This is a genomic window from Burkholderia sp. 22PA0099 (assembly GCF_047497165.1).
Classification (GTDB): domain Bacteria; phylum Pseudomonadota; class Gammaproteobacteria; order Burkholderiales; family Burkholderiaceae; genus Burkholderia.
The window spans coordinates 2,836,848-2,862,547 of the sequence record NZ_CP163165.1 but is presented as its reverse complement, the minus strand read 5'-3'; the positions used below and the strand labels follow the sequence as shown (position 1 = coordinate 2,862,547).

The window sequence follows — 25,700 nt, the reverse complement described above, 5'->3', positions numbered from 1 at the left end:
CGATAACGATGGAATCCAGACGACGGTTCATTTGCAGTTGCATCGGGGCGCTGGCCGGCTGCACGCTGTTTCCGAGGCTCGCCCCGGCGCGCCTGATCGACCTGCTGCCGCCGGCGGATGCGGCCGACGGCCTGACGTTCCGCACGCTGTGCTTTCACGACATTCGCGACAACCTGCAGGAAGAGTTCGCCACCAACAACGTGACCGACCCGTACGCGGTGGATACCGGCACGCTGACCTCGATCTTTTCCTGGATCGATGCGAACGGCTATCACCCGGTCAGCCTCGGCGCGGTGCTGGCCGCGCGCAGCGGCGGCAAGCCGCTGCCGGCGCGCGCCGTGCTGCTGACGTTCGACGACGGCTTCCGCAGCCATCACGAGAAGGTGCTGCCGCTGCTCAAGCAGTTCAACTACCCGGCGGTGATGGCGATCGTCACGTCGTGGGTGGATACCCCGGCCGATACCGGCGTGCGCCTGTCCGACACGCTGGTGGTGCCGCGCGACACGTTCATGTCGTGGGACGAAGTGAAGGACGTGGCCGATTCGGGCCTCGTGGAACTGGCCTGCCATACGCACGATCTGCACCACGGCGCGATCGCCAATCCCCAGGGCAACGAACTGCCGGCGGCCACCTCGCATCTGTATCTGCGCGATCAACAGCGCTACGAAACCGATCAGGAGTTCGAAACGCGCGTGCGCACCGACCTCGGCCGCTGCATTCGCCAGGTCAAGGCGCATACGGGCTTCACGATCCGCTCGATGGTCTGGCCGTACGGCGCGCAGAACCTGACGGTGCGCACGGTGTCGGCCCAACTCGGCATGCAGACCCAGTTCACGCTGGAATCCGGCCCGAACACGCGCGACGTGCCGCTCGATCGCATGCGCCGGATTCTCGCCACCTACGACATCGACGTGGGCGGCCTGGAGCGCTCGATGCGCGAGCCGTGGCAGAACCGCGGCCGCGTCAATCCGGTGGAGCGGGCGGTGGTGGTGTCGCTCGATGATGTATACGACCCGTCGCCCGAGCGGCAGGAGAAGAAGCTCGGCGACCTGATCGAGCGGATCTTCCGGCTGCGCCCGAGTTCGGTGTATCTGCAGGCGTTTTCCGACCCGTCGCGCTCGGGGCTGGCCGAGGCGGTGTATTTCCCGAACCGGCACCTGCCGGTGCGCGCCGATCTGTTCAGCCGCGCGGCCTGGCAATTGAGCACGCGGGCGCGGGTGTCGGTGTATGCGTGGCTGCCGGTGCTGTCGTTCGCGGTGCCGCCCAGGCTGGCCGGGCGCGTCGAGTTCGTGAGCGCGGCCGGCGGCGGCAGCCCGCCCCCCGGCGCATCGGGCGTGCGCCGCCTGAGCCCGTTCGATCCGGCCGCGCGCGCGTTCGTGCGCGAGATGTATGAGGATCTGGGCCGCTATGCGGCGTTTTCGGGCGTGCTGTTCGGCGAGGACGCGATGCTCGGCGACACCGAGGATGCCGGCCGCCACGCGGGCGATACCTATGTGCGCTGGGGCTTGCCGCGCGAGGTCGGGCAGATCCGCGCCGATCCCGCGCTGGCCCGGCGCTGGGGCGAACTGAAGACGCGCCACCTGATCGAGTTCACGCAGGAGTTGCAGCAGATCGTGTTCGACAGCCAGAACAGCGGCGAGGTGCTGACGGTGCGCGCGATCTTCCCCGACGTGCTGCTCGATCCGCAGGCCGGCGGCCGCTACGCGCAGGATTACGCGGCATTCCTCAACGATTACGATTTCGTCGGCCTGCTGGCGATGCCGTCGCGGCAGGGCATCGGCTCGGTCGATGCGTGGCTCGGCAAGCTCGGCAGCACCGTGAAACAGGTGACGGACGGCCCGCGCCGCACGGTGTTCATGCTGGAGGCGGTCGATTCGCGCAGCGGCGCGCGCGTGCCGGGCAAGCGGCTGGCCGAGCAGATGGCGCATCTGCGCGAGGCCGGCATGGTCAGCTACGGCTACTACCCCGACGATTTCGCGCACGATCAGCCCGAGGCGCTCGCGCTGCGCGACGTGATGTCGGTGCGCGCGCGGCTCGATCCGACCTCGATCAACGCGTTGCTCAGCAGTGCCAAGGCCCCGGGAGCGAAATGATCCATCTCGTCATCAACCGGCTCCAGGATTTCATCTTCTTCTACCCGTTCTTCATGTCCTACCTGTGGATGATCGGCGGGACCGTGCATTTCTTCGTGCTCGAACAGGGCCGCGAGCGCTCGCCGGAAGCGCTCGCGCGAGCCGGGATGCCGAAGGTGGCGGTGATCGTGCCGTGCTACAACGAGGAGGCCAACGCGCGCCGCGTGTTCAGCCATCTGGCGGCGCTCGACTATCCGAACTACGAGATCATCGCCGTCAACGACGGCAGCCGCGACCGCACCGGCGAGGTGCTCAACCAACTGGCCGCCGAGATCCCGCGCCTGACGGTCGTGCATCACGCCAAGAACGAGGGCAAGGCGATCGGCCTGACCACCGCCACGGTGGTGACCGACGCGCCGTTCCTGATGTGCATCGACGGCGATTCGCTGCTCGACAAGGATGCGATCAGCTGGATGCTGGAGCACTTCATCGCCGATCCGAGCGTGGGCGCGGTGACGGGCAACCCGCGCATCCGCACCCGCACCTCGCTGCTCGGGCGCATGCAGGTGGGCGAGTTCTCGTCGATCATCGGCCTGATCAAGCGCACGCAGCAGGTGTACGGGCGCATCTTCACGGTGTCGGGCGTCAGCACCATGTTCCGCAAGAGCGCGCTGGCGGATGTCGGCTACTGGAGCTCGGACATGCTGACCGAGGACATCGACATCAGCTGGAAGCTGCAATGCAACGATTGGCGCGTGGCCTACGAACCGCACGCGATCAGTTGGATCCTGATGCCCGAGACGCTGCGCGGCCTGTACCGCCAGCGGCTGCGCTGGGCCAAGGGCGGCGTGCAGGTGCTGCTCAAGTATGCGCCGCGCCTGCTGCACCGCTCGCAACTGATGATGTGGCCGATCTTCATCGAATACCTGCTCGGCATCGCGTGGGCCTATTCGATGTCGCTGATGCTGGTGCTGGCGCTGATCAACACGATCCACCCGCTGCCGCCCGACTGGCAGGTGTCGCTGATCCCGCGCTGGCACGGCATGTTGCTGGTGGCGACCTGCGTGTTGCAGATCTTCGTCGGCTGCCTGATCGACCGGCGCTACGACGAAAAGCTGATGCTCTATCTGATGGATTCCGTCTGGTATCCGATTGCCTTCTGGCTCATCAACATGGTCACGACGGTCGTGGCCTTGCCCGCGGTCGTCCTCGGACGCCGCGGCAAGCGCGCGATCTGGACCAGCCCCGACCGAGGTATTCAACATGACTGATTCGCCCGTCATCGACCTTTCGCTGCGCGCGCCCCGCAAGATCATCGCCGATTGGGGCGTCATGCGCGGCGTGGTGCTGGTTGCGTGGTTCCGCCTGGTGCGGCCGGCCTGCGTCGGCACCATGTGGGCCGTCATCACGCTGTATGCCTACCGCTATCTGCTGCCGTTCGATCAGGGCGATCTTTCGTGGCCCGAACTGATTTCCTACGTGGCGATCATCGGCACGATGGGCGCGGCGTTGACGACCTGGATGATCCTCGCGCACGTCGCGCATCCGTTCACGTCGAAATCGCGCATGCAGCGCCTGCTGCGGCGCAAGCCGCGCGTGACGGTCGCGCAGCCCGCGCTGTTTGCCGATACGGCGTCGCGCGACTGGGACCCGGAAGCGCGCGTGTTCGTGGCCTCGCACGATGCGAGCGGCATGATCGCGGCGCTGCGCCCGCAGCCGATCCCCGTGGCGTCGAGCGATGACGACGACGCGAAGGTGCCGGCCTCTGCGGAGCCGGCCTATCGCGCGCGGGTCGCGTACAAGATGGGCACGCCGCGCGAGTGAGCCGGGTGATGGAAAACAGGAACGCCGCGTATCGCCGTGCGGCCGGGCGTGCCCGCGGGGTAGGCATGCTGCGCGCCTGCCTCGGCGCGGCGCTCGTGTTGAGCGCGCTGGCGCGCCCGGCCGTGGCCGCCGACGTTGCCGCTGCCGAGCCGCTCGACGCTCGTCGTGTACCGGCCAGTGCCGTGGCTGCTGACGTCGCCACGGCCGAACCGCTCGACGCTCGTCGTGTACCGGCCAGTGCCGTGGCTGCTGACGTTGCCGCTGCCGAACCGCTCGGCGCTCATCGTGTACCGACCGGGGCCGTGGCCGCCACCACCGCCACCACCGCCACCACCGAACCGATCGATGCTCACCGCGCGCCGGCCGGGGCCGTGGTGGCGGTGCCCGCGCCCGGCTTCGGCGACGAGCGGCGTTTCATGCACGGCATCGCCACGGTGAGCGCCGGTCATGGAAGCCACTGGGTGTTCTTCAGCAGCTCCGGGTTGCCGCCGCGCGGCGCGAACCCCGACGGAAGCTGGCCGCACGACGTCTACGTCGGCCGATGGGCGCCGGGGCAGGCGGCGCTGGCCGGCGTGCATCGGTTCATCGGCCGCCCCGAGGCGCAGGAGCCGGTGTCCGTCGCGCAAAACACCGACGGCCGCCTGTTCGTCACGTTCGAGGACGGCTGGAACGCGCCGCGCAACGTGAGCCAGCGCTTCGGCGTGTATCGCGACGACCTCACGCCGATCGTGTCTTACCCGAGCGAGGTGGAATCGGGCGGCCATTCGGGCCACGTGGCCGCCGTCGGCCGCCGCTTCGTGGTGTTCTATTCGGAAGGCTGGGTGCAGGGCGGCGGCATCGACAACCTCGGCTCCGGCGACGGCGTGGCCGCGAAGGTGTACGACGGCGCGGGCACGCTGTTGCGGCGCGTCGAGGTCATGCCGCACGGCCGAGAATGGTGGCCGATGATCGCCGGCTCGCCGTCGCGCGCGCTGCTGGTCTGGCAGAAATTCATCCCCGGCGACACCATCGCACGCCTGCGCTACGCGCTGCTCGACCCGGCCACCGGCAAGTTCGTGCGCGTGCCCGGTTCGCTCGACGATCTGCGCGTGCAGTACTACACCTATGCCGCCGAATGGGTGCCCGCCGTCGGGCGCTTCGTGCTGGAGGCCACGCTGGCCGACGGCCGCACCACCGTCATGCTGATCGACGAGGCGGGGCAGGTCACGGCGCGGCTGGCGTGTCTGCCGGCGTCGGTGCGCGAGGCCGGCGTCGTGGTCGATGGCGCGAACGCCTACGTGCCCACGCGCGACGGCCGGCTGATGACGCTCGCACTGACCGGCGACTCGATCGCGCTGCACGGGCTGATGCCCGCGCCGTTCGCATGGGGCAACACGGGCGTGACCGGCATCGCGAACGGCCCGGCGTCGCTGCATATGGTGTCGCTGTCGCCGTCGGGTTTGCGCGAAGCCGATTTCGATACGCGCCAGGCCGTGCCGCCGGCCGAATCGGATCGATGCGGCCCGTAGCGGGGCGCAAAATGCTTCAGGGAAAAAGCAACGAGGCACGCGCCGGAAGCGGATTCCGGCGCGTGCCTCGTGGATGCGGCCGCGAACGCCCGCTGAAGGGATGCCCGGCTCACGCCCGACACAGACGACGGCGCGGCATCAGCGAGGTCTGGTTTATGCCCGACACAGACGACGGTGCGGCATCAGCGAGGTCTGGCTTACGCCCGATGCACGCGACGGCGCGGCATCAGCGAGGTCTGGCTTACGCCCGATGCACGCGACGGTGCGGCATCAGCCAGGTCTGGCTTACGCCCGATGCACGCGACGGCGCAGCATCAGCGAGGTCTGACTCGTCGCGTTGCCGCCGAAGTAGCTCGGCCCGAGCTTGGCGCGGCTGGTGTCGGCATTGACGCCGAACGGCGTCAGGCTCCAGCGCCGGCCGGTGACGGTGTCGCCCAGATAGAGCTGATAGCCGCCGGCCGTGGTCGACGAGAAGAACAAATAGTTCGTGCCGCTCACCGGCGCCGGATCGGAGTTGTTGCTGATGCAATCGTTCAGCGCCAACTGATCGGGCGTGGAGGCCGGGTCCGGCGTCTTCGCGTAGATCTGGTCGAGTTGCCCCTTGTTCTTCCAGCGCGTGTAGAACACCGTGCCGTCCGCGCGCGCGATCGGGTAGTAGGTCTGCAGGCCGGCCGGATGATCGTAGGTGCTGGTCACGCCGGTGCCGAGCATGCGCTTCATCAGGCCCATCTTCGCGCCGGTGCCGCTGGCGTAATACACGGCGCTGGCATCGGGCGCGAGAAACGGCATCGAATATTCCGAGCCGGCCGGCACGTTGGTCAGGCTCGCCACCGACGTGAACACCGGGCCGGTGCTGGTGTACGACAGCGTGGCCAGCTTCACGTCGCCGTTCTGCTTGAACACGATCGATTTGCCGTCGGCGCTGAACTTCGGGTCCTCGTTGCGCGTGGCGCCGGTGCTGTTGGTCATGTTGATCGGCGCGGCGTTGCCGCCGAGCGCCAGCATGAACACGTTCCAGGCGTTGTTCGCGATGCCCATGAACGTCAGCCACTTGCCGTCGGGGCTGAATGCCGCGTTCATCGGGTCGGAGATGCCCCACGACGGCTGGCTCAGGCGGGTCAGCGTGTGGGCGGAAAAGTCGTACAGGTAGAGCTGGCTGGTGCCGTCTCCGTAATCGACATAGCTGTGATACACCAGCTTGCCGGTCAGCGAAGCGGGAAACGAGGCGTTCGATTGCGCGCGCGGATTGCTGATGCAGGCCGCATCGGCGGGACTGCTGCCGAACGCACCCGCGAGGCCCGTGAGGCCGAGGGCCATCCCGGTCGCAACCCCGGCGACTCGGTGGATGAGTTTCATGATTTCGATATCCGAATGAATATCGCATCGGTCGAATCGGCGCGCCGCGAGCGGCGCGCCGATGGGTGCCGGTGCGTCTTGGTCTAGGGACGAACTCGGGGCGGGGAAGGGTGGCGTTGCCGCTCATCGGCGGCTTGGTGTTCCTTCTCCCACGACATCATTGGACACAGTCTAGAAGCCGGGGCGAGCGGTCAATGTTGCGAGAAAGGATGGAAATCGCGGGTATATCGCGGCTTTGGAACGCGGGATCGGGAACAATTTCCGGTTTGGCTTGGCCGTGGTGCCCATCGCACCTGCGCGCGGCGGCGCCCGCCAATGGGACGCGCGCCGGTCAGGCATCCGAAGAACCCAATGGCCGGGACTTTCGCCCGTGCAAGGTAGAATCGCCGGTTTTTGCGCCGTCGCCCGGGCGTGCGCCCGTCTCACGAAGCCGGGCGCCAGGCGATCGGCGGCGAACCCGCCGCCGGCCCGCGTGACCGTTCGCGCAGCGTGACGCCGCTGCCGGCGCGTCTTTCGACACTCGACACCAACAAGATCGACCAAGGATTTTCATCATGCTTGCCCGGGTAACCCGACTCTTTCCGCTGTGGGCGGTGCTGATCTCGCTCGCCGCGTATTTCACGCCGGCCACCTTCACGCCGGTCGCGCCGCACGTCACGACGCTGCTCACGCTGATCATGCTGTCGATGGGCGTCACGCTCTCGATCGCCGATTTCCGCCGCGTGTTCACGCGCCCCGCGCCGGTGATCGCCGGCATCGTGCTGCATTACCTCGTGATGCCGCTGGCCGCCTGGGCGCTCGCCAAGATCCTGCGCATGCCGCCCGACCTGACCGCCGGCATGGTGCTGGTGGGCAGCGTGGCGAGCGGCACCGCGTCGAACGTGATGATCTATCTGGCGCGCGGCGACGTGGCGCTGTCGGTCACCATCAGCGCGCTGTCGACGCTGGTGGGCGTGTTCGCCACGCCCCTGCTCACGCGCCTGTACGTGGACGCGTCGATCGTGGTGGACGTGCACGGCATGCTGATGAGCATCCTGCAGATCGTCGCGCTGCCGATCGTGGTGGGCCTGATCGTCAACCACCTGTTCCGCCGCGCGGTGAACGCGATCGAGCCGTACCTGCCGATCGTGTCGATGGTCGCGATCCTGCTGATCATCTCGGCGGTAGTGGCCGGCACGCGCAACAGCATCGCGTCGGTCGGCATGATCGTGATGGTGGGGGTGGTGCTGCACAACGCCATCGGCCTGCTCGGCGGCTACTGGGGCGGGCGCCTGCTCGGCTTCGACGAAGCCGTGTGCCGCACGCTCGCGATCGAGGTCGGCATGCAGAACTCGGGCCTCGCCGCCACGCTCGGCAAGCTGTATTTCACGCCGATCGCCGCGCTGCCGGGCGCGCTGTTCTCGGTATGGCACAACCTGTCGGGTTCGCTGCTGGCCGGGTATTGGGCGGGGCGGCCGGCCAAGGGCTCGACGCGCGACTGAGCGCGCGGGGCTGATCCGCCTGGGCCGGCGCGGGCGGGCTAACGATAGACGTCCGCGATTAGCTGCTTGACCAGTTCGATGTAGCGCGAGTTGTCGTTCAGGCGGTGATTGAGAATGACCGGCGAGGTGACGCGTTCGTCGTCGATCAGGCGGTAATGCACGTCGTGGCGCATCTGGCAGGCCGATTGCGGAATCACGCACACCCCGAACTCGGCCGCCACCAGCCCGAGCGCGGTCTGGATCTCGCGCACTTCGAGCACCTCGTTCAAGGCCACGCCATGCCCGTGCATGGCGCTGAGCACCTGATCCGCGAAGCCGGGCCGCGGTTCCTTCGGGTAGACGATCAGCCGCTGCCCGGCAAGCTCCCCGATCGGCATCGGCTGCGTGCTGCCCGCCATCGGCGAGGCGCGCGGCAGCGCCACCGCCAGCCGTTCCTCCAGCACCACGGCGCCCGCCACGCTCGGGTCGCTGTGCGGCACGCGCCCGAAGCCGATGTCGATGCGGCCGGCCTTCAGCGCCTCGATCTGCTCGATCGACATCAATTCCACCATCTGGATATCGAGTTCCGGCGCACGCGCGCGCAGCTTCTGCAGCACCTGCGGCAGCCCCCCGTACAGCGTCGACGCCACGAACCCGATCGACAGCACGCTGCGCTGGTGCAGCCCCACGCGCCGCGTGGCGGCCTGCATCTGCTCGGCGCGCCCGAGCAACTGGATTGCCTGCTCGTAGAACAGCCGCCCCGCGTCGGTCAATTGCACCGGCCGGCTGTTGCGGATCAGCAGCGGCACGCCGAGTTCCTCTTCCAGCAACTGCATCTGCCGGCTCAATGGCGGCTGCGCGATATGGAGTTGCGCGGCGGCGCGCGTGAAGTTGCGCTCGCGCGCGACCGCGACGAAATAACGGAGTTGACGGAGATCCATGCCGGTGTGCGAGCCTCGCGGCCCGGTGCGGGAAAAGGCGGTTCCATATCTTAAAGGTATCGAGCGGGATAAAAAAGGTGTTGGACGCTGCGCCGCGCCGCGCCGTATAAATCGTTCACTGTCCTTTTCCCAGCCTGATCCGCCATGACTTCCGTGACCGTCGAACGCGTCGAAACTTCCCTTGTCGATCTGCCCACCATCCGGCCGCACAAGCTGTCGGTGGCCACCATGTACGGGCAGACCCTGATGCTGGTGAAGGTGATCTGCAGCGACGGCGTGGTGGGCATCGGCGAGGGCACCACCATCGCCGGCATGGCCTACGGGCCGGAAAGCCCCGAGACGATGAAACTGGCGATCGACGCCTATTTCGCGCCGGCCATGATCGGCCGCGACGCCACGCGCATCCAGGCGCTGATGGCCTACCTCGGCAAGCTCGTCAAGCTCAATCATTTCACCAAGAGCGCGCTGGAAACGGCGCTGCTCGACGCGCATGGCAAGCGGCTCGGCGTGCCCGTCAGCGAATTGCTCGGCGGGCGTCGGCGCGAGCGCGTGCCGGTGGCGTGGACGCTGGCCTCGGGCGACACCGCACGTGACATCGACGAGGCCGAGCGGATGCTGGCCGAGCGCCGGCATCGCATCTTCAAGCTGAAGATCGGCGCGAAGGCGCTTGAAGCGGACATCCGCCACGTGGCCGCGATCAAGCAGGCGCTCGGCGAGCGCGGCTCGGTGCGCGTCGATGTGAACATGGCCTGGAGCGAGACAAAGGCGGTGCGCGCGATTCCCGCGCTGGCCGAGGCCGGTTGCGAACTGGTGGAGCAGCCGGTGGCGTCGCCCGCCGCGCTGGCGCGGCTGATGCGCCGCTTCCCGGTGGCGCTGATGGCCGACGAAATTTTGCAAGGCCCCGAGAGCGCGTTCGAGATCGCCCGGCAGGGCGGCGCGGATGTGTTCGCGATCAAGATCGAGCAGAGCGGCGGCCTGTTCGCGGCGCAGCGCGTGGCGGCGGTGGCCGACGCGGCCGGCATCGAGCTGTACGGCGGCACCATGCTCGAAGGCGCGTTCAGCACGGTGGCCTCGGCGCATCTGTTCGCAAGCTTCGCGAACCTGCAATGGGGCACCGAACTGTTCGGCCCGCTGCTGATCAGCGAGGAGATCCTCACCACGCCGCTCGACTACAGCGATTTCGAACTGACCGTGCCGAGCGGCCCCGGCCTCGGCATCGAACTCGACGCAGCCAAGCTCAAGCGCTTCACGCGCGACGGGCTGATCAAGGTCACGCGCTGAATCCCCCGCACACTCCCACAGGAACGAGACGATGCTTTTCCACGTACGCATGGATGTCAAACCGCCGGCCGACATGCCGGCCGAGCAATTCAACGCGATCAAGCTGCGCGAGATGGCGTATTCGCAGGAGCTGCAGCGCAGCGGCAAGTGGCGGCATATCTGGCGCCTGGTGGGCGAGTACGCCAACGTCAGCGTGTTCGACGTGGAGAGCAACGCCGAACTGCACGAGATCCTGATGGGCCTGCCGCTGTTTCCCTACATGACGATCTCGGTGACGCCGCTGTGCCGCCACCCGTCGTCGGTGCGCGAGAACGACGCCTGACGCGCGCCAAACGTCGTACGACCGCCTGGCCCGAGCCCCTCAATATCACAACAGAGAGACGATCATGAACCCTCAAGTTTTTCACACCCCGCAAGCGCAGGACCTGCTGAAGGCCGCCTCGAACCTCGAGGGCGGCAAGGGCACGGGCCACGGCAACGCGCGCACGCAGCACATCATCCATCGGCTGCTCGGCGACCTGTTCAAGGCGATCGACGAGCTGGACATCACGGCCGACGAAGTCTGGGCCGGCATCGCCTATCTGAACAAGCTCGGGCAGGACGGCGAGGCGGCGCTGCTGGCGGCCGGCCTCGGCCTCGAAAAATATCTCGACATTCGCATGGACGCCGAGGACGAGCAGGCCGGCCTGACGGGCGGCACGCCGCGCACCATCGAGGGGCCGCTGTACGTGGCCGGTGCGCCGGTGCGCGACGGCATGAGCCGGATCGATCTCGACGCCGACGACCACGCCGGCCCGCTCGTGATCCACGGCACCGTGACCGGCACGGACGGCAAGCCGGTGGCCGGTGCGATCGTCGAATGCTGGCATGCGAATTCGCATGGTTTCTATTCGCATTTCGATCCGACCACCGCGCAGAGCGAATTCAACCTGCGCGGCGCGGTACGCACCGGCGCCGACGGCAAGTACGCATTCCACACGCTGATGCCGGTCGGCTACGGCTGCCCGCCGCAGGGCGCGACGCAGCAACTGCTGGACGCGCTGGGCCGCCACGGCAACCGCCCCGCGCACGTCCACTTCTTCGTGACGAGCGAGCGCTTCCGCAAGCTGACCACGCAGTTCAACATCGAGGGCGATCCGCTGATCTGGGATGACTTCGCGTATGCCACACGCGAGGAACTGATCCCGCACATCGTCGAGAAGACGGGCGGCCTGGCGCTTGGCCTGAAGGCCGACGCCTATCGGTCGATCGAGTTCGACATCGTGCTGACCGCGCTGCCGCAAAATGGCGACAACCAGATCGTCAGCCGCCCGCGGGTGTCCGCGACGGCATAACGAAAGCTTCGAGCGGGAATAAGCAGGACCAAGCAGGATCAAGCGGGGGCCATGCCGGCAGGCATGGCCCCCGTTTCGCATGGGGCGCTCCGATCCCATTTCGATGTGCGCGCAACGTCTTGCAACTGTGTTTCCCGGGCACGCCGCGAACTGTATTCGGAAAGCGTTGCGTTTGATCGACGTTGGCGGTCACGGCGTCTTTACGCGTCGATAACGGATCGCTATATTTCGCCAGCCATAACGCGCCACCACATTTTCACGCGCGATGGATCGCTCCCGCACGAGCGACGACCTGTGCTGCCCGCGACGAAGACCACGTCGATCGGGCCTCACGCGGCGAACTGCCCCACACGATAATCAGAAAGGATCAAGACATGAAGAAGACGACCGCGACCGTCCTGCTCGGATGCGTCGGCGTGACCGCGCATGCGCAAAGCAGCGTGACGCTGTACGGCATCATCGATTCCGGCGTCACGTACGTGAACCACGCCGCCACGGCCACCGGCACCAGCAAGAGCCTGGTCAAGTTCGGCGACGGCGTGGCGCAGGGCAGCCGCTGGGGCATTCGCGGCAGCGAGGATCTCGGCTCGGGCCTCAAGGCGATCTTCGTGCTCGAAAGCGGCTTCAGCTCGGGCGACGGCACGCTCGGCCAGGGTGGCGCGCTGTTCGGCCGCCAGGCGTCGGTCGGCCTGTCGAAGGAGAACGTCGGTTCGCTGTCGTTCGGCCGTCAATACTCGCTGTCGACCGAGTACATCGGCGGCAACTACACGATGGGCAACCAGACGGTCGCGGGCAATTACGCGTTCCATATCAACGATCTCGACCAACTGACGTCGAGCCGGATCAACAACTCGGTCAAGTTCAACAGCGCGAACTTCGCGGGCTTCACGTTCGGCGCGTTGTACGGTTTTTCGAATCAGGCCGGCGCGTTCGCCGGCCAGCCCACCACCACCGCCGGCACCACCACCACGCAAGGCTCGTCGAGCACCTACAGCTTCGGCCTGAACTACGCGCAGGGGCCGTTCGCCGCGGGCGCCGCGTACACCGCCATCCGCTTCCCGAACGGCGCGACGCCGGCGTTCAGCGTGACCGCCGCAAACGTCAATACGGGCGGCCTGCACGAGCTCGAAACGCTGGGCATCGGCGCGCGCTACCTGATCGGCGCGGGCACCGTGTGGGGCAACTGGACCCACACGCGCTTCGTGCCGATCGCGGGCCGCGCCTCGACGATGAACAACTACGAAATCGGCGGCAAGTACGGCATCACGACCGCGCTGAACGTCGGCCTCGGCTACACGTTCCAGGAACTGACGGGCGGCTTCGCCGGCCACTGGAACCAGTTCAACAGCGCGGTGGACTACGCGCTGTCCAAGCGCACCGACGTGTATCTGGTCGGCATCTACCAGCGCGCCTCGGGCAGCAACACGATCGGCGGACGCGTGGTGCCGGTGCAGGCCGAGATCGGTTCGAGTTCGAGCTTCATCGGCAATTCGGGCGGCGGCGCGAACAACCAGCTCGCGGTGCGCGTCGGCCTGCGCCACAAGTTCTGATGCCGGGCGCCGCCGCAATGCACATGACTCGACGCGCCGCGACCCGGCGGCTCATCGGCGGGCTCGGGCTCGCCGTGGCGCTCGGCGCGGCCGGCGTCGCGCACGCCGAACCGGCGCTGCGCGTGACCTACGCCGGCTCGATGGGCGTGGTGATGGACAAGGGCCTCGGCCCGGCGTTCGCCAAGACCGCCAATCTGCAGTACGAAGGGCAGGGCGAGGGCGCCTACGGCATGGCGCGCCTGCTGGCGTCGAAGAAGATCGTCGCGGACGTGTTCGTGTCGATCACGCCCGGTCCGATGCAGATCCTGAAGGATGCGAACCTGATCGACCAGGCGGTGCCGGTCGCCAGCACCAGCATGGTGATCGCGTTCAATCCGAAGAGCGCGTTCGCCAAACAGCTCGAAGCCAGCCGTCACGGCGGCGAGCCGTGGTGGAAGGTGCTGCAGACGCCCGGCCTGCGGTTCGGCCGGACCGATGCGCGGGTCGATCCGCAAGGGCAGAACATCATCTTCACGATGATGCTGGCCGCGAAGTATTACGCGCAGCCCGAGCTGGCCCGCCAGGTGTTGGGCGATACGGACAATCCGCAGCAGGTGTTCGGCGAGGGCGGCTTGCTGACGCGCCTCGAAGCGGGGCAGGTGGATGCCTCGTCCGGCTACGAAAGCGCGACGATCTCGGCCGGGCTGCCCTATATCGCGCTGCCCGACGAGATCAACCTGAGCAATCCGAAGTATGCGAAGGACTGGTACGCCAACGTGTCGTTCCCGATCACCGATCCGTCGGGCCAATCGAAAACGTTGCGCCCGCAACCGTTGGTGTTCTACGCGGCGGTGCTGAAGAACGCGCCGAACCCCGAGGCGGCGCGTGGCTTCGCGGCGTTCCTGAACAGCGCGGCGGGCCAGGCGATCTTCCGCCAGAACGGTTACGGCGCGCCGAAGGGCGAGGCGCTGTATCCGTGACGGTCGCCTCGTCGGGCGCGTAGCGATGCCGGCTTGGTTCTCGGCGCGGCTGCCGTTGCGTCTGTCCTTGCGTGATACCGCCGGCATGGCCTGGATCGGGCTCGTGCCGGCGCTCGCGTTGCTGATGCTGCCGCTGCTGTCGCTGATGCACGACACGCGCTGGGGGCAACTGAGCGCGGCGTACGGCGATTGGCATGCGGTGGGCGTGTCGGCGGTGCTCAGTACCTGGGCGATGCTCGCGATCGTCGCGCTCGGGCTGCCGCTGGCGATCTGGCTGGCCCGCACGCGCTCGCGGCTGGGCGCCTGCGTCAACGTGCTGGTGCTGTATTCGCTGCTGATGCCGTCGCTGGCGATGGGGATTCTGCTGGTGTCGGCCTACGGGCCGTATGGCACGGTGGGCCGCGCGCTCGGCGCGTTAGGCGTATCGCTGAACAACAATGCCGGCTCGTTCATCGTCGCGCAGGTCTACGGCGGCCTCGCCTATTTCGTGATCGCGGCGCGCACCGCGTTCGAGAACGTGCCGGGCGTGCTGGAGGAGGCGTCGCAGGATCTCGGCGCGTCGCCCGCGCGCACCTTCCTGCGCATCACGCTGCCGCTCGCCGCGCGCGAGCTGACGACCGGCGCGCTGGTGACCTGGGTGCGGATCGTCGGCGAGTTCGGCATCGTCGCCGTGTTCTCGTATTTCCCGCAGGGCATCCCGGTCAAGCTCTATATCAATCTGCAGAACAGCGGAATCCAGTCCGTCTATGTGCTGACATGGATTCTGGTGGCCGTGATGCTGCCGGTGCCGGTGCTGGTGATGTCGCTGTTTCGCGGCGGGCGGCACGCGGGGAAGCACGGCTGACCCGCCGTTAGTTTTTTTCTATTGTCCTTATTGAGTGAGGGTGTACCGAGCGATCTTCCATTATGTGAGACTATCGGGCCCACATAAATAATAGTGAGGCGGAGATGTTGCTTCTTAAAGACATACGGGTAGGCACGCGGGTCGCGGCGGGATTCGGCGTGGTGTTGTTGATTCTGGTGGCGTTGACCGTCATCGGGATCTTTCGGGTCAACATGATCAACGCGAGTCTGGCGACCATCAACGACGTGAACAGCGTCAAGGAGACCTACGCGATCGCGTTTCGCGGCAGCGTCCACGACCGCGCCATCGCGCTGCGCGACGCGGTGCTGGTGCCGGCCGACGACGTGGCGCGGGTGGCCGCCCACATCGCCGCGCTGAACGAGGACTATCAACGGGCCGCCGCGCCGCTGACGGCGCAGGTGGCCGATCGCAAGCAGGCCTCCGACGACGAGCGCGCCATGTTCGCGCGAATCCGCCAGGACGAGGCGCGCGTGATGCCGCTGATCGCCACCGTGCTGCAGGCGCGCACCGGCGGCGACCAGGCCGGCGCGCAGGACACCGTGCTGAAGCAGGCCGGGCCGGCGTTCGTGCAGTGGCTCAACGACATCAACGCGTTCATCGACATGGAAGAGGCGCTGAACAAGGTGCAGGCCGAATCGGCGCGCCAGGTCGGCCGCACGTTCCAGTTGCTGATGCTGGTGCTGACCGGCGTGGCGATCGTGGTGGGCGCGCTGATCGCCTGGCTGATCAGCCGCGACATCACGCGCGCGCTCGGCGGCGAACCGGACGAGGTGCGCCACCTCGCCAATGCGATCCGTGAAGGGTCGCTGGTGCAGCAGGCCAACGTGAGCCCCGGCGACACCGACAGCATCCTGGCCACCATGGACCGCATGCGCGGCGCGTTGCGCGACGTGGTGGGCAACGTGCGCACGCATGCCGACGGCGTGCTCAGTGCGAGCCTGCAGATCGCGCAGGGCAACGAGGATCTGTCGACGCGCACCGAATCGCAATCGGCCTCGCTGGAGCAGACCACCGCCTCGATGGCGCAACTGACCGGCACCGTCAAGCAGAACTCCGCGAGCGCCAAGCAGGCCAGCGAGCTGGCCACCACCGCCGAGGACGTGGCGGCGCGCGGCAGCGAGAGCATGCGCGACGTGGTCAGCACCATGGACGACATTTCCACCGCGTCGGCCCGGATCGCCGACATCATCTCGGTGATCGAGGGCATTGCGTTCCAGACCAACATCCTGGCGCTGAACGCGGCCGTCGAGGCGGCGCGCGCCGGCCCGCAGGGGCGCGGCTTCGCCGTGGTCGCCACCGAGGTGCGTTCGCTCGCGCAGCGCGCGGCCACCGCCGCGAAGGAAATCAAGGCGCTGATCGAGGATTCCGTCAGCCGCGTGCGGCTCGGCTCGACCAAGGTGCAGGACGCCGGGCGGACGATGGAGGAAATTCTCGGCTCGGTGCGCCGCGTGAACCTGATCATGAGCGAGATCGCGGCCGCCTCCGACGTGCAGAACGACGGCATCGAGCAGGTCGGCCGGGCGATCGCGCATATCGACGACGCCACCATCCAGAACGCCGCGCTGGTCGAGCAGGCATCGGCTGCTGCTGCGGCGCTGCGCGAGCAGGCGCATGCGCTGCATGGGGCGGTGTCGGTGTTTCGGGTGGAGGATGGGCGGTTGGCGGCTTGATGCTCTTGCCGGGCCGGTTTGATCTGGTTCTCTTCTGCCCGGTTCGGCTCTTTTGGCCCGGTGACGGCATGCGGATGCCGCCCGGGCCGGCAATGCCCACGTCCTGGCCGCCCGGCCTCGCGCTCCGAGCAAGGCCGCCTCGGTGGCGCCCCTTCCGCCCCCGCCATCTCCATGACATCCCCGCCCGCCACACTGCATCTTTGCTGCGGTGCGGCTAAACTCACCGCATTGAAGCTGGCCGACGCTGCTTGAAAGCGTTCGATGCCATGTTGCAATGCGGCGGATTCCTGTCATTCCGCTTGCGGTTCCCGACGTATTCGCCCCCGGCAGTCCTGTCCGTCCCAATGGAGGAAGTCATCGTGGATGCAAAGAGAAACGGCACGCTGTACGTTCTGCAAACCCGCCCGCCCGCGATCATCGCGCTGTCGTCCGACGGCTCGCACGAAGCGGTCGTCACGAACCTGACGTTCACGCCCGACGGCATCAAGGTCGATGCCGAGAACGGCGTCATCTACTGGTCCAACATGGGCAGCGGCGTTCACCTGATCGATTCCGATCCGGCGGCCGGCGCGGTGCCCCCGAACGACGGCACGATCGAGCGCGCGAATCTCGACGGCAGCGATCACCGCGTGCTGGTGGCGTCCGGCCTGGCCGGCACGCCGAAGGAACTCGCGCTCGACATCGAAGGCGGCCTGATCTACTGGTGCGACCGCGAAGGCATGCGCGTGATGCGCGCGCGGCTCGACGGCTCGGACGTCACGGTGCTCGTCAAGACGGGCGACTTCCCGGCCGACACCGCCGACGCCACCCGCCACTGCGTGGGCATCGCGCTCGACAAGCCGAACGGTCATCTGTACTGGACGCAGAAGGGCGCACCCGACGCCGGTGAAGGCCGGATCTTCCGCGCCGGCCTCGACCTGCCGGCCGGCGCCTCGCCGGCGGCCCGCCCCGATGTCGTGTGCCTGCTCGACAAGCTGCCGGAGCCGATCGATCTCGACATCGATAGGCAGGAAAACGTGCTGTACTGGACCGACCGCGGCGACGACGCGCACGACGGCAATACGCTGAACCGCGCGCACGTCGCGCCCGACGGGCTGGTCAATCACGAAGTGCTGGCGCACGGGCTGAAAGAAGGCATCGGGCTGTCGCTCGACGAGCCGGGACGCCGCGCATTCGTGACGGACCTCGGCGGCAACGTGCTCGAATTCGATATCGACACGACCGAGAAGAATCACTTCACGTCGATCGCGCATCTCGGGCCGTTGACCGGGATCGATTACGTCGACGGCTGAAGGCGGAACAGGATGCCGCGCGAATGTCACGCGGCATCCTGGCATTACCGGCTTGTCGCAAGGGAGAGGAGAGAATCCCTTGAGGAATGCGAATGATTGGCCGAGATCGGCAACGGTTCAAACGGCGCCGCGCGGCGGCTGTTAAGCAGCCGCGCGCACGCCTGCGATCCAGGCGCGCAGCCCGCTATTTCACGACCCGCTTCGCCACCACGACCCCGATCACCAGGAACACGATGCACAGCAGCAGGAACAAGCCGAACAGCAGCTTGGCGATGGCGGCCGACCCGGCGGCAATGCCCGTGAACCCGAACAGCCCCGCGACGATCGCGATGACGGCAAAAATCAGTGCCCATTTCAACATGATGGTGTGCTCCCGTTAGAGTGGTGGCCCCTTTATGCAATTGCCGCGCCAACTCGGCCGGATTGCCCGCCGGGCCTTGCGCCAGGCGGTATCGCGACACATCACACGCCATGCTTCGCGCCACGCACGCGACGCACCGGGAGGTAAATACTACAAACGGTGCGCGACCCTCTTATAAAAATGCCCAGCTTTCCGGCTGCGCATCTCGTTGCGCCCCGGCCCGCCGTGCTGGTATCGAATCTGCTTCAGGATTCCAGATCAATTCCGTGAGGACATCCCGATGAACCGTTCCCTGGTGCGCTTCTCCACGCTGGCCGTCGCGGTGTCGGCCGCGGCCTTGCTGCTGAACGGCTGCGCCGGCTTCGGCGGCGGCAAGCGCGGCAACGCGGCGGTGCCGCAGCCGGCCAAACCGGTCGAACTCGATCGCTATCTCGGCCGCTGGCATGAGCTCGCGCGTTACGAGAATCGCTTCGAGCGCGGCTGCGATGGCGTTACGGCTGATTACGCGCTGCGCGACGACGGTTTGATCGAGGTGATCAACGCGTGCGGCCGCGGCGCGAACGGCAAACCGCGTTCGGTGCAGGGGCGTGCGAAGCGGGTGCCGGACAGCGGCGGGGCGAAGCTCAAGGTGTCGTTCTTCGGGCCGTTCTACGTCGGCGATTACTGGGTGCTCGATCATGCGGACGACTACACCTGGTCGATCGTCGGCGAGCCGTCCGGGCGCTTTCTGTGGCTGCTGACACGCGATGCGAATCCGTCGACGCTGTTGCGCCAGCAACTGGTCGCGCGTGCGGCGGAGCTGGGCTACGACATCTCGCTGCTGCGCATGACGGCGCAGTGAATCCGGTGCGGTGAATTACCGCGTAATAATCGCAACACGTCGAAAAACCGGCCAACTCCTTATACTGGCGCGTTTTCAACCTGACGAACGCGTGATGGCTGCCAAGCGGATTCTTGTCTCTTGCCTGCTGCTCGCCGCCGGCGCCTATCTGGCTGCGGCGGCGGCCCTGTATCTGCTGCAGGACCGGATGCTGTTGCCGTCCACGCCGCATGCGGAAGACCCACGCGACATGCCGCACCCGGGCGAGCGTATCGAGCGCTGGGAAATCGGCGGTCAATACGCGGGCTATATCGTCACGCCGGACGGCGCGGTGCCGCGCGGCACCGTGATCGTCTATCACGGTAATGAGGAATCCTCCGAAACCAAGCTGCCGCTCGCGAACGTGTTCGTGCAGGCGGGCTATCGCGTCGCGATCGTCGAGTATCCGGGGCACGGCAGCCGCCCCGGCGAGCGCACCATGCGCGCCGCGCTGGCCGCGTCGCGCGACGCGCTGGCGCAGACGCTCGCGAGCTGGCCCGGACGGGTCTGGTTGGTCGGGGAGTCGCTCGGCGCAGGGATGGCGGCGCGCGTGGTGCAGGGCCACGAGCGGGCGCTGTCCGGCGTGGCGCTGATCACGCCGTGGGATACGTTGGCTTCGGTGGCCGGCGAGAAGTATCCGATGTTCCCGGTGCGCTGGATGCTGCACGATCGCTTCGATTCGGCCTCCGCCGTGTCCGATTACCGCGGCCCGCTGGTGGTGATCGGCTCGGTGCGCGACACGCTGATTCCGGTCGCGCATGCCGAGCGCCTCGCCAGCCGGCATCCGGGCAGCCATCTGATGCTGCTGCCGGAGGCCAATCACGACACCTGGTTCGACAACATGAGCGCGCCGCACTGGCAGCAGGTGATGCGCTGGCTCGACGCGGCCTGATTGCCGGCGTCGGCCGTGTGCCTCGCGTTACAGCAGGTCGCGCGCGAGCCACCACACCGCCACCGCCACCACCAGAATCGAGAACGTGACCTGCGTCCACTGCCACGGCACGCGGCCGGCCACGTTGCGGCCCACCACCAGCCCGCCGACGGTGGCCGCGATGAAGATCCCGCCGTTCTCGGGCAGATGCACGCCGCCCACCAGCGCGCCGGCGGCCGTGATCGAACTGACCAGGGCCACCACCATCAGCGAGGTCGACGCGGCCACGCGCATATCCACATCGGTGAACTGCCGCAACGCCGGCACGATCACGAAGCCGCCACCCACGCCGAGCATGCCGGTGAGCAGGCCCGCGAACGCGCCGGTGCCGGCCAGCGACAGCGTGCAGGCCAGCGTCCAGCGAAAGCGCCCGGTGGCGGGGTCGACGTGGCACGGGCAGCGCCGGGCCGCCGCTTGCGCCTGCTGCTTGGCGAACACCGGCAACAACATCCGAACCGCCACGATCAGCATGATCACGCAGAAGCCGATCACCAGCACGTGGGTGGGCAGCACATGCGCGGCGCGCAAGCCGAGCGGCGCGAACAGCGCGCCGGCGGTGGCCATCACGGCGGCGGCCCGGTAGCGCACGGTGCGCTGGCGCAGCGCGGCCACGGTGCCGACGGCCGCGGCCAGCGCCACGGCGATCAGCGAAATCGGCGTGGCGTCGCGGTTGGCGATGCCGAGGCCGAGCACCAGGAACGGCATCGCGAGCACGCCGCCGCCGGCGCCCGTCATGCCCAGAATGATGCCGACCACGGCACCGCAAATCAGACCAGTCAACATGAAAACGCTCGGTGCAAGACGAAGAGGCGAAGAAGGGCGCGGGTGGGCCGGCGCGCCGCATCGGCGGGCCGGCCCGAGCCGGATCAGCTTGCGGTGGCGATGCTGAACGGAATCGGATTGCGCATGGTATTGGCCACCGGCGAGCAATAGTTCGCATGGCTGACGATATCGTCGAGTTCCTTGCGCGAGGCATCGCCTTCGATCACGACCTTGACGCGAATTTCCTGGAAGCCCATCTGCGACGGTTGACGGTCCGCGCCGCCGGCGCCCCAGGCTGCGGTGTTGCCGATATCGCCTTCGAGGAAGATCTCGAGGCGCGACAGGCGCACGTTGCGATGCGTGGCCACCGCCGTGATGCCGACCGACAGGCAGCCGCCCAGCGCCGACAGCGCCACTTCGCCCGGCGCCGGCACGGTGTTCTCGCCCATCAGGTGCAGCGGCTCGTCCACCACCACGGGGTTGTGATCGCCGACGAAGCTCCACGAACGGAACTGGCCTTGCAGCACCGTGTGAACCTTGTTGGTGCCACGGCGTTCCGGGTTGTCGCGGCTGGCGGCGGCGAATTTTTCGAGGCCGTCGCGATCGATCGGGCGCAGGTAGGTTTGAACGGCTTCGTGGGTCGTGCTCATGAGGAATCTCCTTGGGTTGACAGGCAACGCAACTGAATGGCGGGTGACCGGTGCCGGTCCGCATGCCGCCGTGTGCGGCATGGATTCACTGTACCGGCGGGGCCTGAGCTTCGACATGCTCCGCCGGCGCAACGACATGCCCGATCGTCTCGTTCGCAGGGCGGGCCAGTCGAGGCACGAGGCGTCTCTCAACCTTGCCACGCCGGTTTGTTGCCGGGCTGCCCGCACGCGAGGTTGGCGGGCACGGCCACGTCCATCATCTTCGGATGCGGCAGGTTCAGCGATTCCATGATCTGCACGTACTGCGCCTGCGTCTTGCCGGCGATGCGCGGATTGAAGCGCTTCTCCTCGCCGATCGACGACGCATTCCAGCCCTTGTAGTCGTGCGCCGGATAGACGGTGGTGGTGTCGGGCAGCGTGAACAGGCGGTTGACGATCGAATCCCACGAGCGTCGCGGGTCGCCGTTCTGGAAATCGGTGCGGCCGCTGCCGCGAATCAGCAGCACGTCGCCGGTGAACACGGCGCGCGGGCCGTCGTTTTCGAGCACGAAGCTGAACGATTCGTCGGTGTGGCCGGGCGTGTAGAGCGCGCGCAGGCGCACGCCGTCGATGTCGATCAGTTCGTTGTCATGAACATGCGTGCTCACGCAATGCGCCTTCGAGCGGTCGCCCATCACGGTCACGCACTGCGTGGCGTCGCGCAGGTCGCCGAGCGCGGTGACGTGGTCGGCGTGCACGTGGGTGTCGATCGCCTGCACGAGCCGCAGGTCCAGCTCGGCGATCGCCTTCAGGTACTGATCGAGCTGCTCCTTGACCGGATCGATGATCAGGGCTTCGCCGCCGCTGCGCGAAGCGAGCAGGTAGGTGAAGGTGCAGGATTGCGCGTCAAAAAACTGTCGAAAAATCATCTCGGGACCTCTCTGCTTCGAATGCCCAGGGTCGTGGGGGCGGCTTGTGGGGCGGCGCGGATTGCCGTTCCGTGTCGAGCTTAACGGCGCGGCGAGCGGGGGCGAATGCCCGGCAGGATCAAGAGCATGCCCGTTTGACTCACGATACCGGGGCCGGCCTCACGCGCGGCGCGATGTGAAGCCCGCGGCGCGTATTCGAAACCGTCGCATCGGCATGAGCGCGCAGCCCTCGTGCTCATGCGCGGAGAGGATGGTCGGCCCCGAGCGCTACAACGTCGGGCCGTGGCCGTTCCAGCCGTGACCATGCTCGGCCACGGCCTGCTTGCCCGCCCGCGGCGATATCCACGTCTGCCAGTCCCCATGAACGCTGCTCATCAATCCGGTTGCTTGAGCGTGTCCGCCACCAAGCGCCGGAACCACCGATGCCCGGCGTCGTTGTGATGGCGCGCGTGCCAGAACTGCTGCACGGTCAGGTCGGGCAGCGCGATCGGCAGCGGAAACACGTCCACCTGCGCGAGACGCGCGAACAGCGCCGCAAGCTCGTCGGGGATGGCCGCGATGTAGTCCGAATTCGCCACCAGGCTCGGCACCGCGAGCAGGTACGGCACATCCACGCCCACCATCAGCCGTGCCCCATGGCTGCGCAACTCCTTTTCCAGCAACTGGTTGGTCAGCGCCAGCGTGCCGGCCACCACGTGCTTGCGCTCGATGAATTCGGCGAGCGTCATGCGCCGTTTGCCGCGCGCGTTGCCGCGTTTGACGATGCCCACCAGCGAGCGCCGGAACAGCGGCTGGCGGTGCAGGTTGTCGCCGAGCTTGCCGAGATAGCCGATCGCGAGATCGAGCGCGCCGTCCTGCAACGCGCCGGCCAGCTCGGGCGACGGCAACTGGATCGGCTTGAGCACCGCGCCCGGCGCCTGCTCGCGCAAGGCGGCCAGCAGGCGCGGCAGCAGCACGATCACGCCCATGTCGCTCAGACACACCGAGAACGAACGCGTGGTGGTGGCGGCATCGAATCCCTTCGCACTCCAGATTTCCTCCTGCACCACGGCCAGCACGTGCGCCACGCCCTGCGCCAGCCGCTCGCCCACCGGCGTGGGCGCCATCACCGCGCCCGCACGCACGAACAGGTCGTCCTGGAACAGCGTGCGCAGCTTGCCGAGCGCGTGGCTGACGGCGGGCTGCGTCAGGCCGAGGCGGTCGGCGGCGCGCGACACGCTGCGTTCCTCGGCAAGCGCTTGCAGCACGTACAGGAAGTTCAGGTCGGGCGTGTTCATGTATGCAGTGAATTCATTCCGGATATGAAATTCATTGTATAGATTTATAGAGATAAGCCGTTTACTTTCACATCCAGCTTAGAAAACACCAGGAGACGGCAGTGCTGGATTGTGACGTGATCATCGTGGGCGGCGGCCCGGTCGGGCTTTTTCTCGCCGCTGAATTGGGCCAGCGCGGCGTCAGCGTCGAGCTGTTCGACGCGAAGCCGTGCACCAGCCGGCACCCGGCCGCGAACGCCAACAGCGCGCGGACGATGGAGCACTTTCGCCGCATCGGCATCGCCGCGCGCGTGCGGGCGCTGGGGCTGCCGGCCGACTATGCGCCGGACGTGGCCTATTTCACCTCGATCGCCGGGCATGAGCTGGCGCGGCTGCATCAGCCCAGTTCGCGCGAGGCCGTCGAATGGGCGAAGGGGCATGCGTTCACGTGGCCCACGCCCGAACCGCCGCACCGCTGCTCGCAGCTTTACGTGGAGCCGGTGCTGCTGGAGGCGGCGCGCGGCCACGACGGCTGCCGCGTGCATTTCTCGGCGCAGGTGACGGGCTTCGAGCAGGACGACGATGCCGTCACGGCGCGCGTCGAACTCGACGCCACCGACGATCGCCCGGCCGCCACGCGCACCGTGCGCGCGCGCTACCTGATCGGCTGCGACGGCCCGCGCAGCCTGGTGCGCAAGACGCTCGGCATCCGGCTGGCCGGCATGGCGGGCGAGAAGCGCGAATTCATGGGCGGCCAGATGGACGCCGTCTACTTCCACGCGCCCGATCTGTACCGCGCGAGCGGCCACCCGCCGGCCTGGCAGTACTGGACGTTCAGCCCGACGCAGCGCGCGCTGGTGATCGCAGTGGACGGCGCGGGCCACTTCATCATGAACGTGCAGTTGCGCGACGGCGAGGCGGCCGACGCGGCCGACGCGCCGAGCGTGCGCGGCCGGATCGCGGAGGCGATCGGCGCGGACATCCCGTTCGAGATCAAGAGCCGCTCGGCCTGGACGGCCGGCTTCGCGCTGGTGGCCGAACGCTTCGCCGAGCGGCGCGTGTTCCTGGCCGGCGACGCCGCGCACCTGTTCACGCCGACCGGTGGCCTGGGCTACAACACCGGCATCGACGATGCGGCCAACCTGGCCTGGAAGCTCGAAGCGATGGTCAAGGGGCTGGCCGGCGAGGCGCTCGGCGCGAGCTACGAGGCCGAGCGGCGGCCCGCCGCGTTGCGCAACACCGCGTTCGCGCGCGGTTTCGCCGACAGCATCGGGCACGTGCGCCTGCCGCCGGTTGCGTACCAGGCGGGCGAGGCCGGCGAGGCGGCGCGCACGGCGATCGGCGATTACCTCGCGTTCCACGCGACCGGCGAATTCGTGATTCCGGGCGTGCATCTGGGCACGCGCTACGACGCGTCGCCGCTGGTGGAGGCCGAGGCCGGCACGCCGCCGCCCGACGCCGCCAATCTCTATCTGCCGACCGCGCGCGCCGGGCATCGCGCGCCGCATGTGTGGCTGGCCGACGGCCGTTCGCTGTACGACCGTTTCGGCCCGGGCTTCACGCTGCTCTGCACGCGCGCGCCGGGCGCCGGGTTCGATCAGGCGGCCGTGCAGCGCGCCGCGCCCGCGCTGCCGCACCTCGCCGTGCTGCGTATCGACGACGCCGAGCTGGCGCAAGCCTACGAAGCGGCCTACGTGCTGATTCGACCCGACCAGCATGTCGCGTGGCGCGGCGATGCGCTCGACGCCGGCTTCGAGGCCGCCGCGTGGCGCAGCCTCGGGCACCGGCATCGCGAGCCGGCCGCCGCGCTCGCGGCGCAATAGGGCGGGGCCGGGATTCGGGCGTCGTGTCGTTCAGTCGT

General features: G+C 67.7%; 22 protein-coding genes and 1 pseudogene. 16 read left to right on the top strand and 7 right to left on the bottom strand.

The window, feature by feature from the left end:
• The first annotated feature begins 8 nt into the window (after positions 1–8).
• From pgaB to AB4851_RS28090, 4 genes are read left to right on the top strand one after another with little or no spacing between them, the layout of a single operon-like run.
• Positions 9–2,093: a poly-beta-1,6-N-acetyl-D-glucosamine N-deacetylase PgaB gene (gene pgaB, locus AB4851_RS28105; protein ID WP_414449689.1), complete on the top strand. Its 2,085-nt coding sequence runs from the start codon at positions 9–11 to the stop codon at positions 2,091–2,093.
• The gene (gene pgaC, locus AB4851_RS28100) at positions 2,090–3,343 is read left to right on the top strand and encodes a poly-beta-1,6-N-acetyl-D-glucosamine synthase (protein ID WP_414449688.1); all 1,254 of its coding nucleotides are present in this window, start codon (positions 2,090–2,092) and stop codon (positions 3,341–3,343) included. The genes pgaB and pgaC overlap by 4 nt, the downstream gene beginning before the upstream one ends.
• Positions 3,336–3,896, top strand: coding sequence for a Biofilm PGA synthesis auxiliary protein PgaD (locus tag AB4851_RS28095; protein ID WP_414449687.1), 561 nt, complete (start codon positions 3,336–3,338; stop codon positions 3,894–3,896). Before pgaC ends, AB4851_RS28095 begins: the two co-directional genes overlap by 8 nt.
• A gap of 8 nt (positions 3,897–3,904) precedes the next feature.
• A complete protein-coding gene (locus AB4851_RS28090; protein WP_414449686.1) occupies positions 3,905–5,404 on the top strand; it encodes a hypothetical protein in 1,500 nt (499 codons plus the stop codon).
• 300 nt (positions 5,405–5,704) lie between these two features.
• Here the strand turns inward: AB4851_RS28090 and AB4851_RS28085 are convergent.
• Positions 5,705–6,760 (bottom strand): annotated as a pseudogene (locus AB4851_RS28085) (TolB family protein); the annotation flags it as partial.
• Positions 6,761–7,314: 554 nt separating this feature from the next.
• On the opposite strand from AB4851_RS28085, the gene panS reads away from it, so the two are divergent.
• Positions 7,315–8,241 (top strand): ketopantoate/pantoate/pantothenate transporter PanS, encoded by a 927-nt coding sequence (panS, locus tag AB4851_RS28080; RefSeq protein WP_414449685.1) that lies wholly within the window; start codon positions 7,315–7,317, stop codon positions 8,239–8,241.
• Positions 8,242–8,279: 38 nt separating this feature from the next.
• Here the strand turns inward: panS and AB4851_RS28075 are convergent, their stop codons facing one another.
• Positions 8,280–9,161, bottom strand: coding sequence for a LysR substrate-binding domain-containing protein (locus AB4851_RS28075; protein ID WP_414449684.1), 882 nt, complete (start codon positions 9,159–9,161; stop codon positions 8,280–8,282).
• A gap of 144 nt (positions 9,162–9,305) precedes the next feature.
• Between AB4851_RS28075 and AB4851_RS28070 the strand changes: the two genes are divergently transcribed.
• The 8 genes from AB4851_RS28070 (at position 9,306) to AB4851_RS28035 (ending at position 18,112) form a co-directional block, all read left to right on the top strand.
• A complete protein-coding gene (locus AB4851_RS28070) occupies positions 9,306–10,442 on the top strand; it encodes a muconate/chloromuconate family cycloisomerase (RefSeq protein WP_414449683.1) in 1,137 nt (378 codons plus the stop codon).
• A 31-nt stretch (positions 10,443–10,473) separates the two neighbouring features.
• On the top strand, positions 10,474–10,764 hold the full coding sequence (gene catC, locus AB4851_RS28065) for a muconolactone Delta-isomerase (RefSeq protein ID WP_414444787.1): 291 nt from the start codon (positions 10,474–10,476) through the stop codon (positions 10,762–10,764).
• Between the two features lie 64 nt (positions 10,765–10,828).
• The gene (gene catA, locus AB4851_RS28060) at positions 10,829–11,776 is read left to right on the top strand and encodes a catechol 1,2-dioxygenase (RefSeq protein WP_414449682.1); all 948 of its coding nucleotides are present in this window, start codon (positions 10,829–10,831) and stop codon (positions 11,774–11,776) included.
• A 374-nt stretch (positions 11,777–12,150) separates the two neighbouring features.
• Positions 12,151–13,326: a porin gene (locus AB4851_RS28055; RefSeq protein ID WP_414449681.1), complete on the top strand. Its 1,176-nt coding sequence runs from the start codon at positions 12,151–12,153 to the stop codon at positions 13,324–13,326.
• A 23-nt stretch (positions 13,327–13,349) separates the two neighbouring features.
• Positions 13,350–14,285, top strand: coding sequence for an extracellular solute-binding protein (locus AB4851_RS28050; protein ID WP_414449680.1), 936 nt, complete (start codon positions 13,350–13,352; stop codon positions 14,283–14,285).
• Positions 14,286–14,310: 25 nt separating this feature from the next.
• Positions 14,311–15,129, top strand: coding sequence for a molybdate ABC transporter permease subunit (locus AB4851_RS28045; protein ID WP_414449679.1), 819 nt, complete (start codon positions 14,311–14,313; stop codon positions 15,127–15,129).
• Between the two features lie 104 nt (positions 15,130–15,233).
• Positions 15,234–16,820, top strand: a complete 1,587-nt coding sequence (locus AB4851_RS28040) for a methyl-accepting chemotaxis protein (RefSeq protein ID WP_414449678.1) — start codon at positions 15,234–15,236, stop codon at positions 16,818–16,820.
• 359 nt (positions 16,821–17,179) lie between these two features.
• A complete protein-coding gene (locus AB4851_RS28035) occupies positions 17,180–18,112 on the top strand; it encodes a hypothetical protein (RefSeq protein ID WP_414449677.1) in 933 nt (310 codons plus the stop codon).
• A gap of 184 nt (positions 18,113–18,296) precedes the next feature.
• Here AB4851_RS28035 and AB4851_RS28030 read toward each other — a convergent pair whose 3' ends face one another.
• On the bottom strand, positions 18,297–18,473 hold the full coding sequence (locus AB4851_RS28030; protein WP_414444813.1) for a DUF1328 family protein: 177 nt from the start codon (positions 18,471–18,473) through the stop codon (positions 18,297–18,299).
• Positions 18,474–18,753: 280 nt separating this feature from the next.
• Here AB4851_RS28030 and AB4851_RS28025 point away from each other — a divergent pair, with 280 nt between their 5' ends.
• Together AB4851_RS28025 and AB4851_RS28020 are read left to right on the top strand one after the other, a co-directional pair.
• Positions 18,754–19,314, top strand: a complete 561-nt coding sequence (locus AB4851_RS28025; protein ID WP_414449676.1) for a lipocalin family protein — start codon at positions 18,754–18,756, stop codon at positions 19,312–19,314.
• Positions 19,315–19,408: 94 nt separating this feature from the next.
• A complete protein-coding gene (locus tag AB4851_RS28020; protein WP_414449675.1) occupies positions 19,409–20,224 on the top strand; it encodes an alpha/beta hydrolase in 816 nt (271 codons plus the stop codon).
• Between the two features lie 27 nt (positions 20,225–20,251).
• Here the strand turns inward: AB4851_RS28020 and AB4851_RS28015 are convergent, their stop codons facing one another.
• The 4 genes from AB4851_RS28015 to AB4851_RS28000 form a co-directional block, all read right to left on the bottom strand.
• Positions 20,252–21,046, bottom strand: a complete 795-nt coding sequence (locus AB4851_RS28015) for a sulfite exporter TauE/SafE family protein (protein WP_414449674.1) — start codon at positions 21,044–21,046, stop codon at positions 20,252–20,254.
• 83 nt (positions 21,047–21,129) lie between these two features.
• Entirely contained in the window at positions 21,130–21,675 is a 546-nt protein-coding gene (locus AB4851_RS28010; protein WP_414444817.1) for an OsmC family protein, read from the bottom strand.
• Positions 21,676–21,863: 188 nt separating this feature from the next.
• A complete protein-coding gene (locus AB4851_RS28005) occupies positions 21,864–22,583 on the bottom strand; it encodes an MBL fold metallo-hydrolase (protein ID WP_414449673.1) in 720 nt (239 codons plus the stop codon).
• Between the two features lie 374 nt (positions 22,584–22,957).
• Entirely contained in the window at positions 22,958–23,860 is a 903-nt protein-coding gene (locus AB4851_RS28000) for a LysR family transcriptional regulator (protein ID WP_414449672.1), read from the bottom strand.
• Between the two features lie 101 nt (positions 23,861–23,961).
• On the opposite strand from AB4851_RS28000, the gene AB4851_RS27995 reads away from it, so the two are divergent.
• The gene (locus AB4851_RS27995; protein WP_414449671.1) at positions 23,962–25,662 is read left to right on the top strand and encodes an FAD-dependent monooxygenase; all 1,701 of its coding nucleotides are present in this window, start codon (positions 23,962–23,964) and stop codon (positions 25,660–25,662) included.
• Positions 25,663–25,700 lie beyond the last annotated feature (38 nt).

What these genes read in the sequence shown, in the direction of transcription:
- AB4851_RS28095 (WP_414449687.1), top strand. Translation starts at nt 3,336, where the DNA reads ATGACTGATTCGCCCGTCATCGACCTTTCGCTGCGCGCGCCCCGCAAG.
- panS (WP_414449685.1), top strand. Translation starts at nt 7,315, where the DNA reads ATGCTTGCCCGGGTAACCCGACTCTTTCCGCTGTGGGCGGTGCTGATC.
- AB4851_RS28055 (WP_414449681.1), top strand. Translation starts at nt 12,151, where the DNA reads ATGAAGAAGACGACCGCGACCGTCCTGCTCGGATGCGTCGGCGTGACC.
- AB4851_RS28090 (WP_414449686.1), top strand. Translation starts at nt 3,905, where the DNA reads ATGGAAAACAGGAACGCCGCGTATCGCCGTGCGGCCGGGCGTGCCCGC.
- catA (WP_414449682.1), top strand. Translation starts at nt 10,829, where the DNA reads ATGAACCCTCAAGTTTTTCACACCCCGCAAGCGCAGGACCTGCTGAAG.
- AB4851_RS28070 (WP_414449683.1), top strand. Translation starts at nt 9,306, where the DNA reads ATGACTTCCGTGACCGTCGAACGCGTCGAAACTTCCCTTGTCGATCTG.
- AB4851_RS28045 (WP_414449679.1), top strand. Translation starts at nt 14,311, where the DNA reads ATGCCGGCTTGGTTCTCGGCGCGGCTGCCGTTGCGTCTGTCCTTGCGT.
- pgaB (WP_414449689.1), top strand. Translation starts at nt 9, where the DNA reads ATGGAATCCAGACGACGGTTCATTTGCAGTTGCATCGGGGCGCTGGCC.
- AB4851_RS28010 (WP_414444817.1), bottom strand. Translation starts at nt 21,675, where the DNA reads ATGAGCACGACCCACGAAGCCGTTCAAACCTACCTGCGCCCGATCGAT.
- catC (WP_414444787.1), top strand. Translation starts at nt 10,474, where the DNA reads ATGCTTTTCCACGTACGCATGGATGTCAAACCGCCGGCCGACATGCCG.
- AB4851_RS28000 (WP_414449672.1), bottom strand. Translation starts at nt 23,860, where the DNA reads ATGAACACGCCCGACCTGAACTTCCTGTACGTGCTGCAAGCGCTTGCC.
- AB4851_RS28030 (WP_414444813.1), bottom strand. Translation starts at nt 18,473, where the DNA reads ATGTTGAAATGGGCACTGATTTTTGCCGTCATCGCGATCGTCGCGGGG.
- pgaC (WP_414449688.1), top strand. Translation starts at nt 2,090, where the DNA reads ATGATCCATCTCGTCATCAACCGGCTCCAGGATTTCATCTTCTTCTAC.
- AB4851_RS28040 (WP_414449678.1), top strand. Translation starts at nt 15,234, where the DNA reads ATGTTGCTTCTTAAAGACATACGGGTAGGCACGCGGGTCGCGGCGGGA.
- AB4851_RS28025 (WP_414449676.1), top strand. Translation starts at nt 18,754, where the DNA reads ATGAACCGTTCCCTGGTGCGCTTCTCCACGCTGGCCGTCGCGGTGTCG.
- AB4851_RS28050 (WP_414449680.1), top strand. Translation starts at nt 13,350, where the DNA reads ATGACTCGACGCGCCGCGACCCGGCGGCTCATCGGCGGGCTCGGGCTC.
- AB4851_RS28005 (WP_414449673.1), bottom strand. Translation starts at nt 22,583, where the DNA reads ATGATTTTTCGACAGTTTTTTGACGCGCAATCCTGCACCTTCACCTAC.
- AB4851_RS28015 (WP_414449674.1), bottom strand. Translation starts at nt 21,046, where the DNA reads ATGTTGACTGGTCTGATTTGCGGTGCCGTGGTCGGCATCATTCTGGGC.
- AB4851_RS28020 (WP_414449675.1), top strand. Translation starts at nt 19,409, where the DNA reads ATGGCTGCCAAGCGGATTCTTGTCTCTTGCCTGCTGCTCGCCGCCGGC.
- AB4851_RS28075 (WP_414449684.1), bottom strand. Translation starts at nt 9,161, where the DNA reads ATGGATCTCCGTCAACTCCGTTATTTCGTCGCGGTCGCGCGCGAGCGC.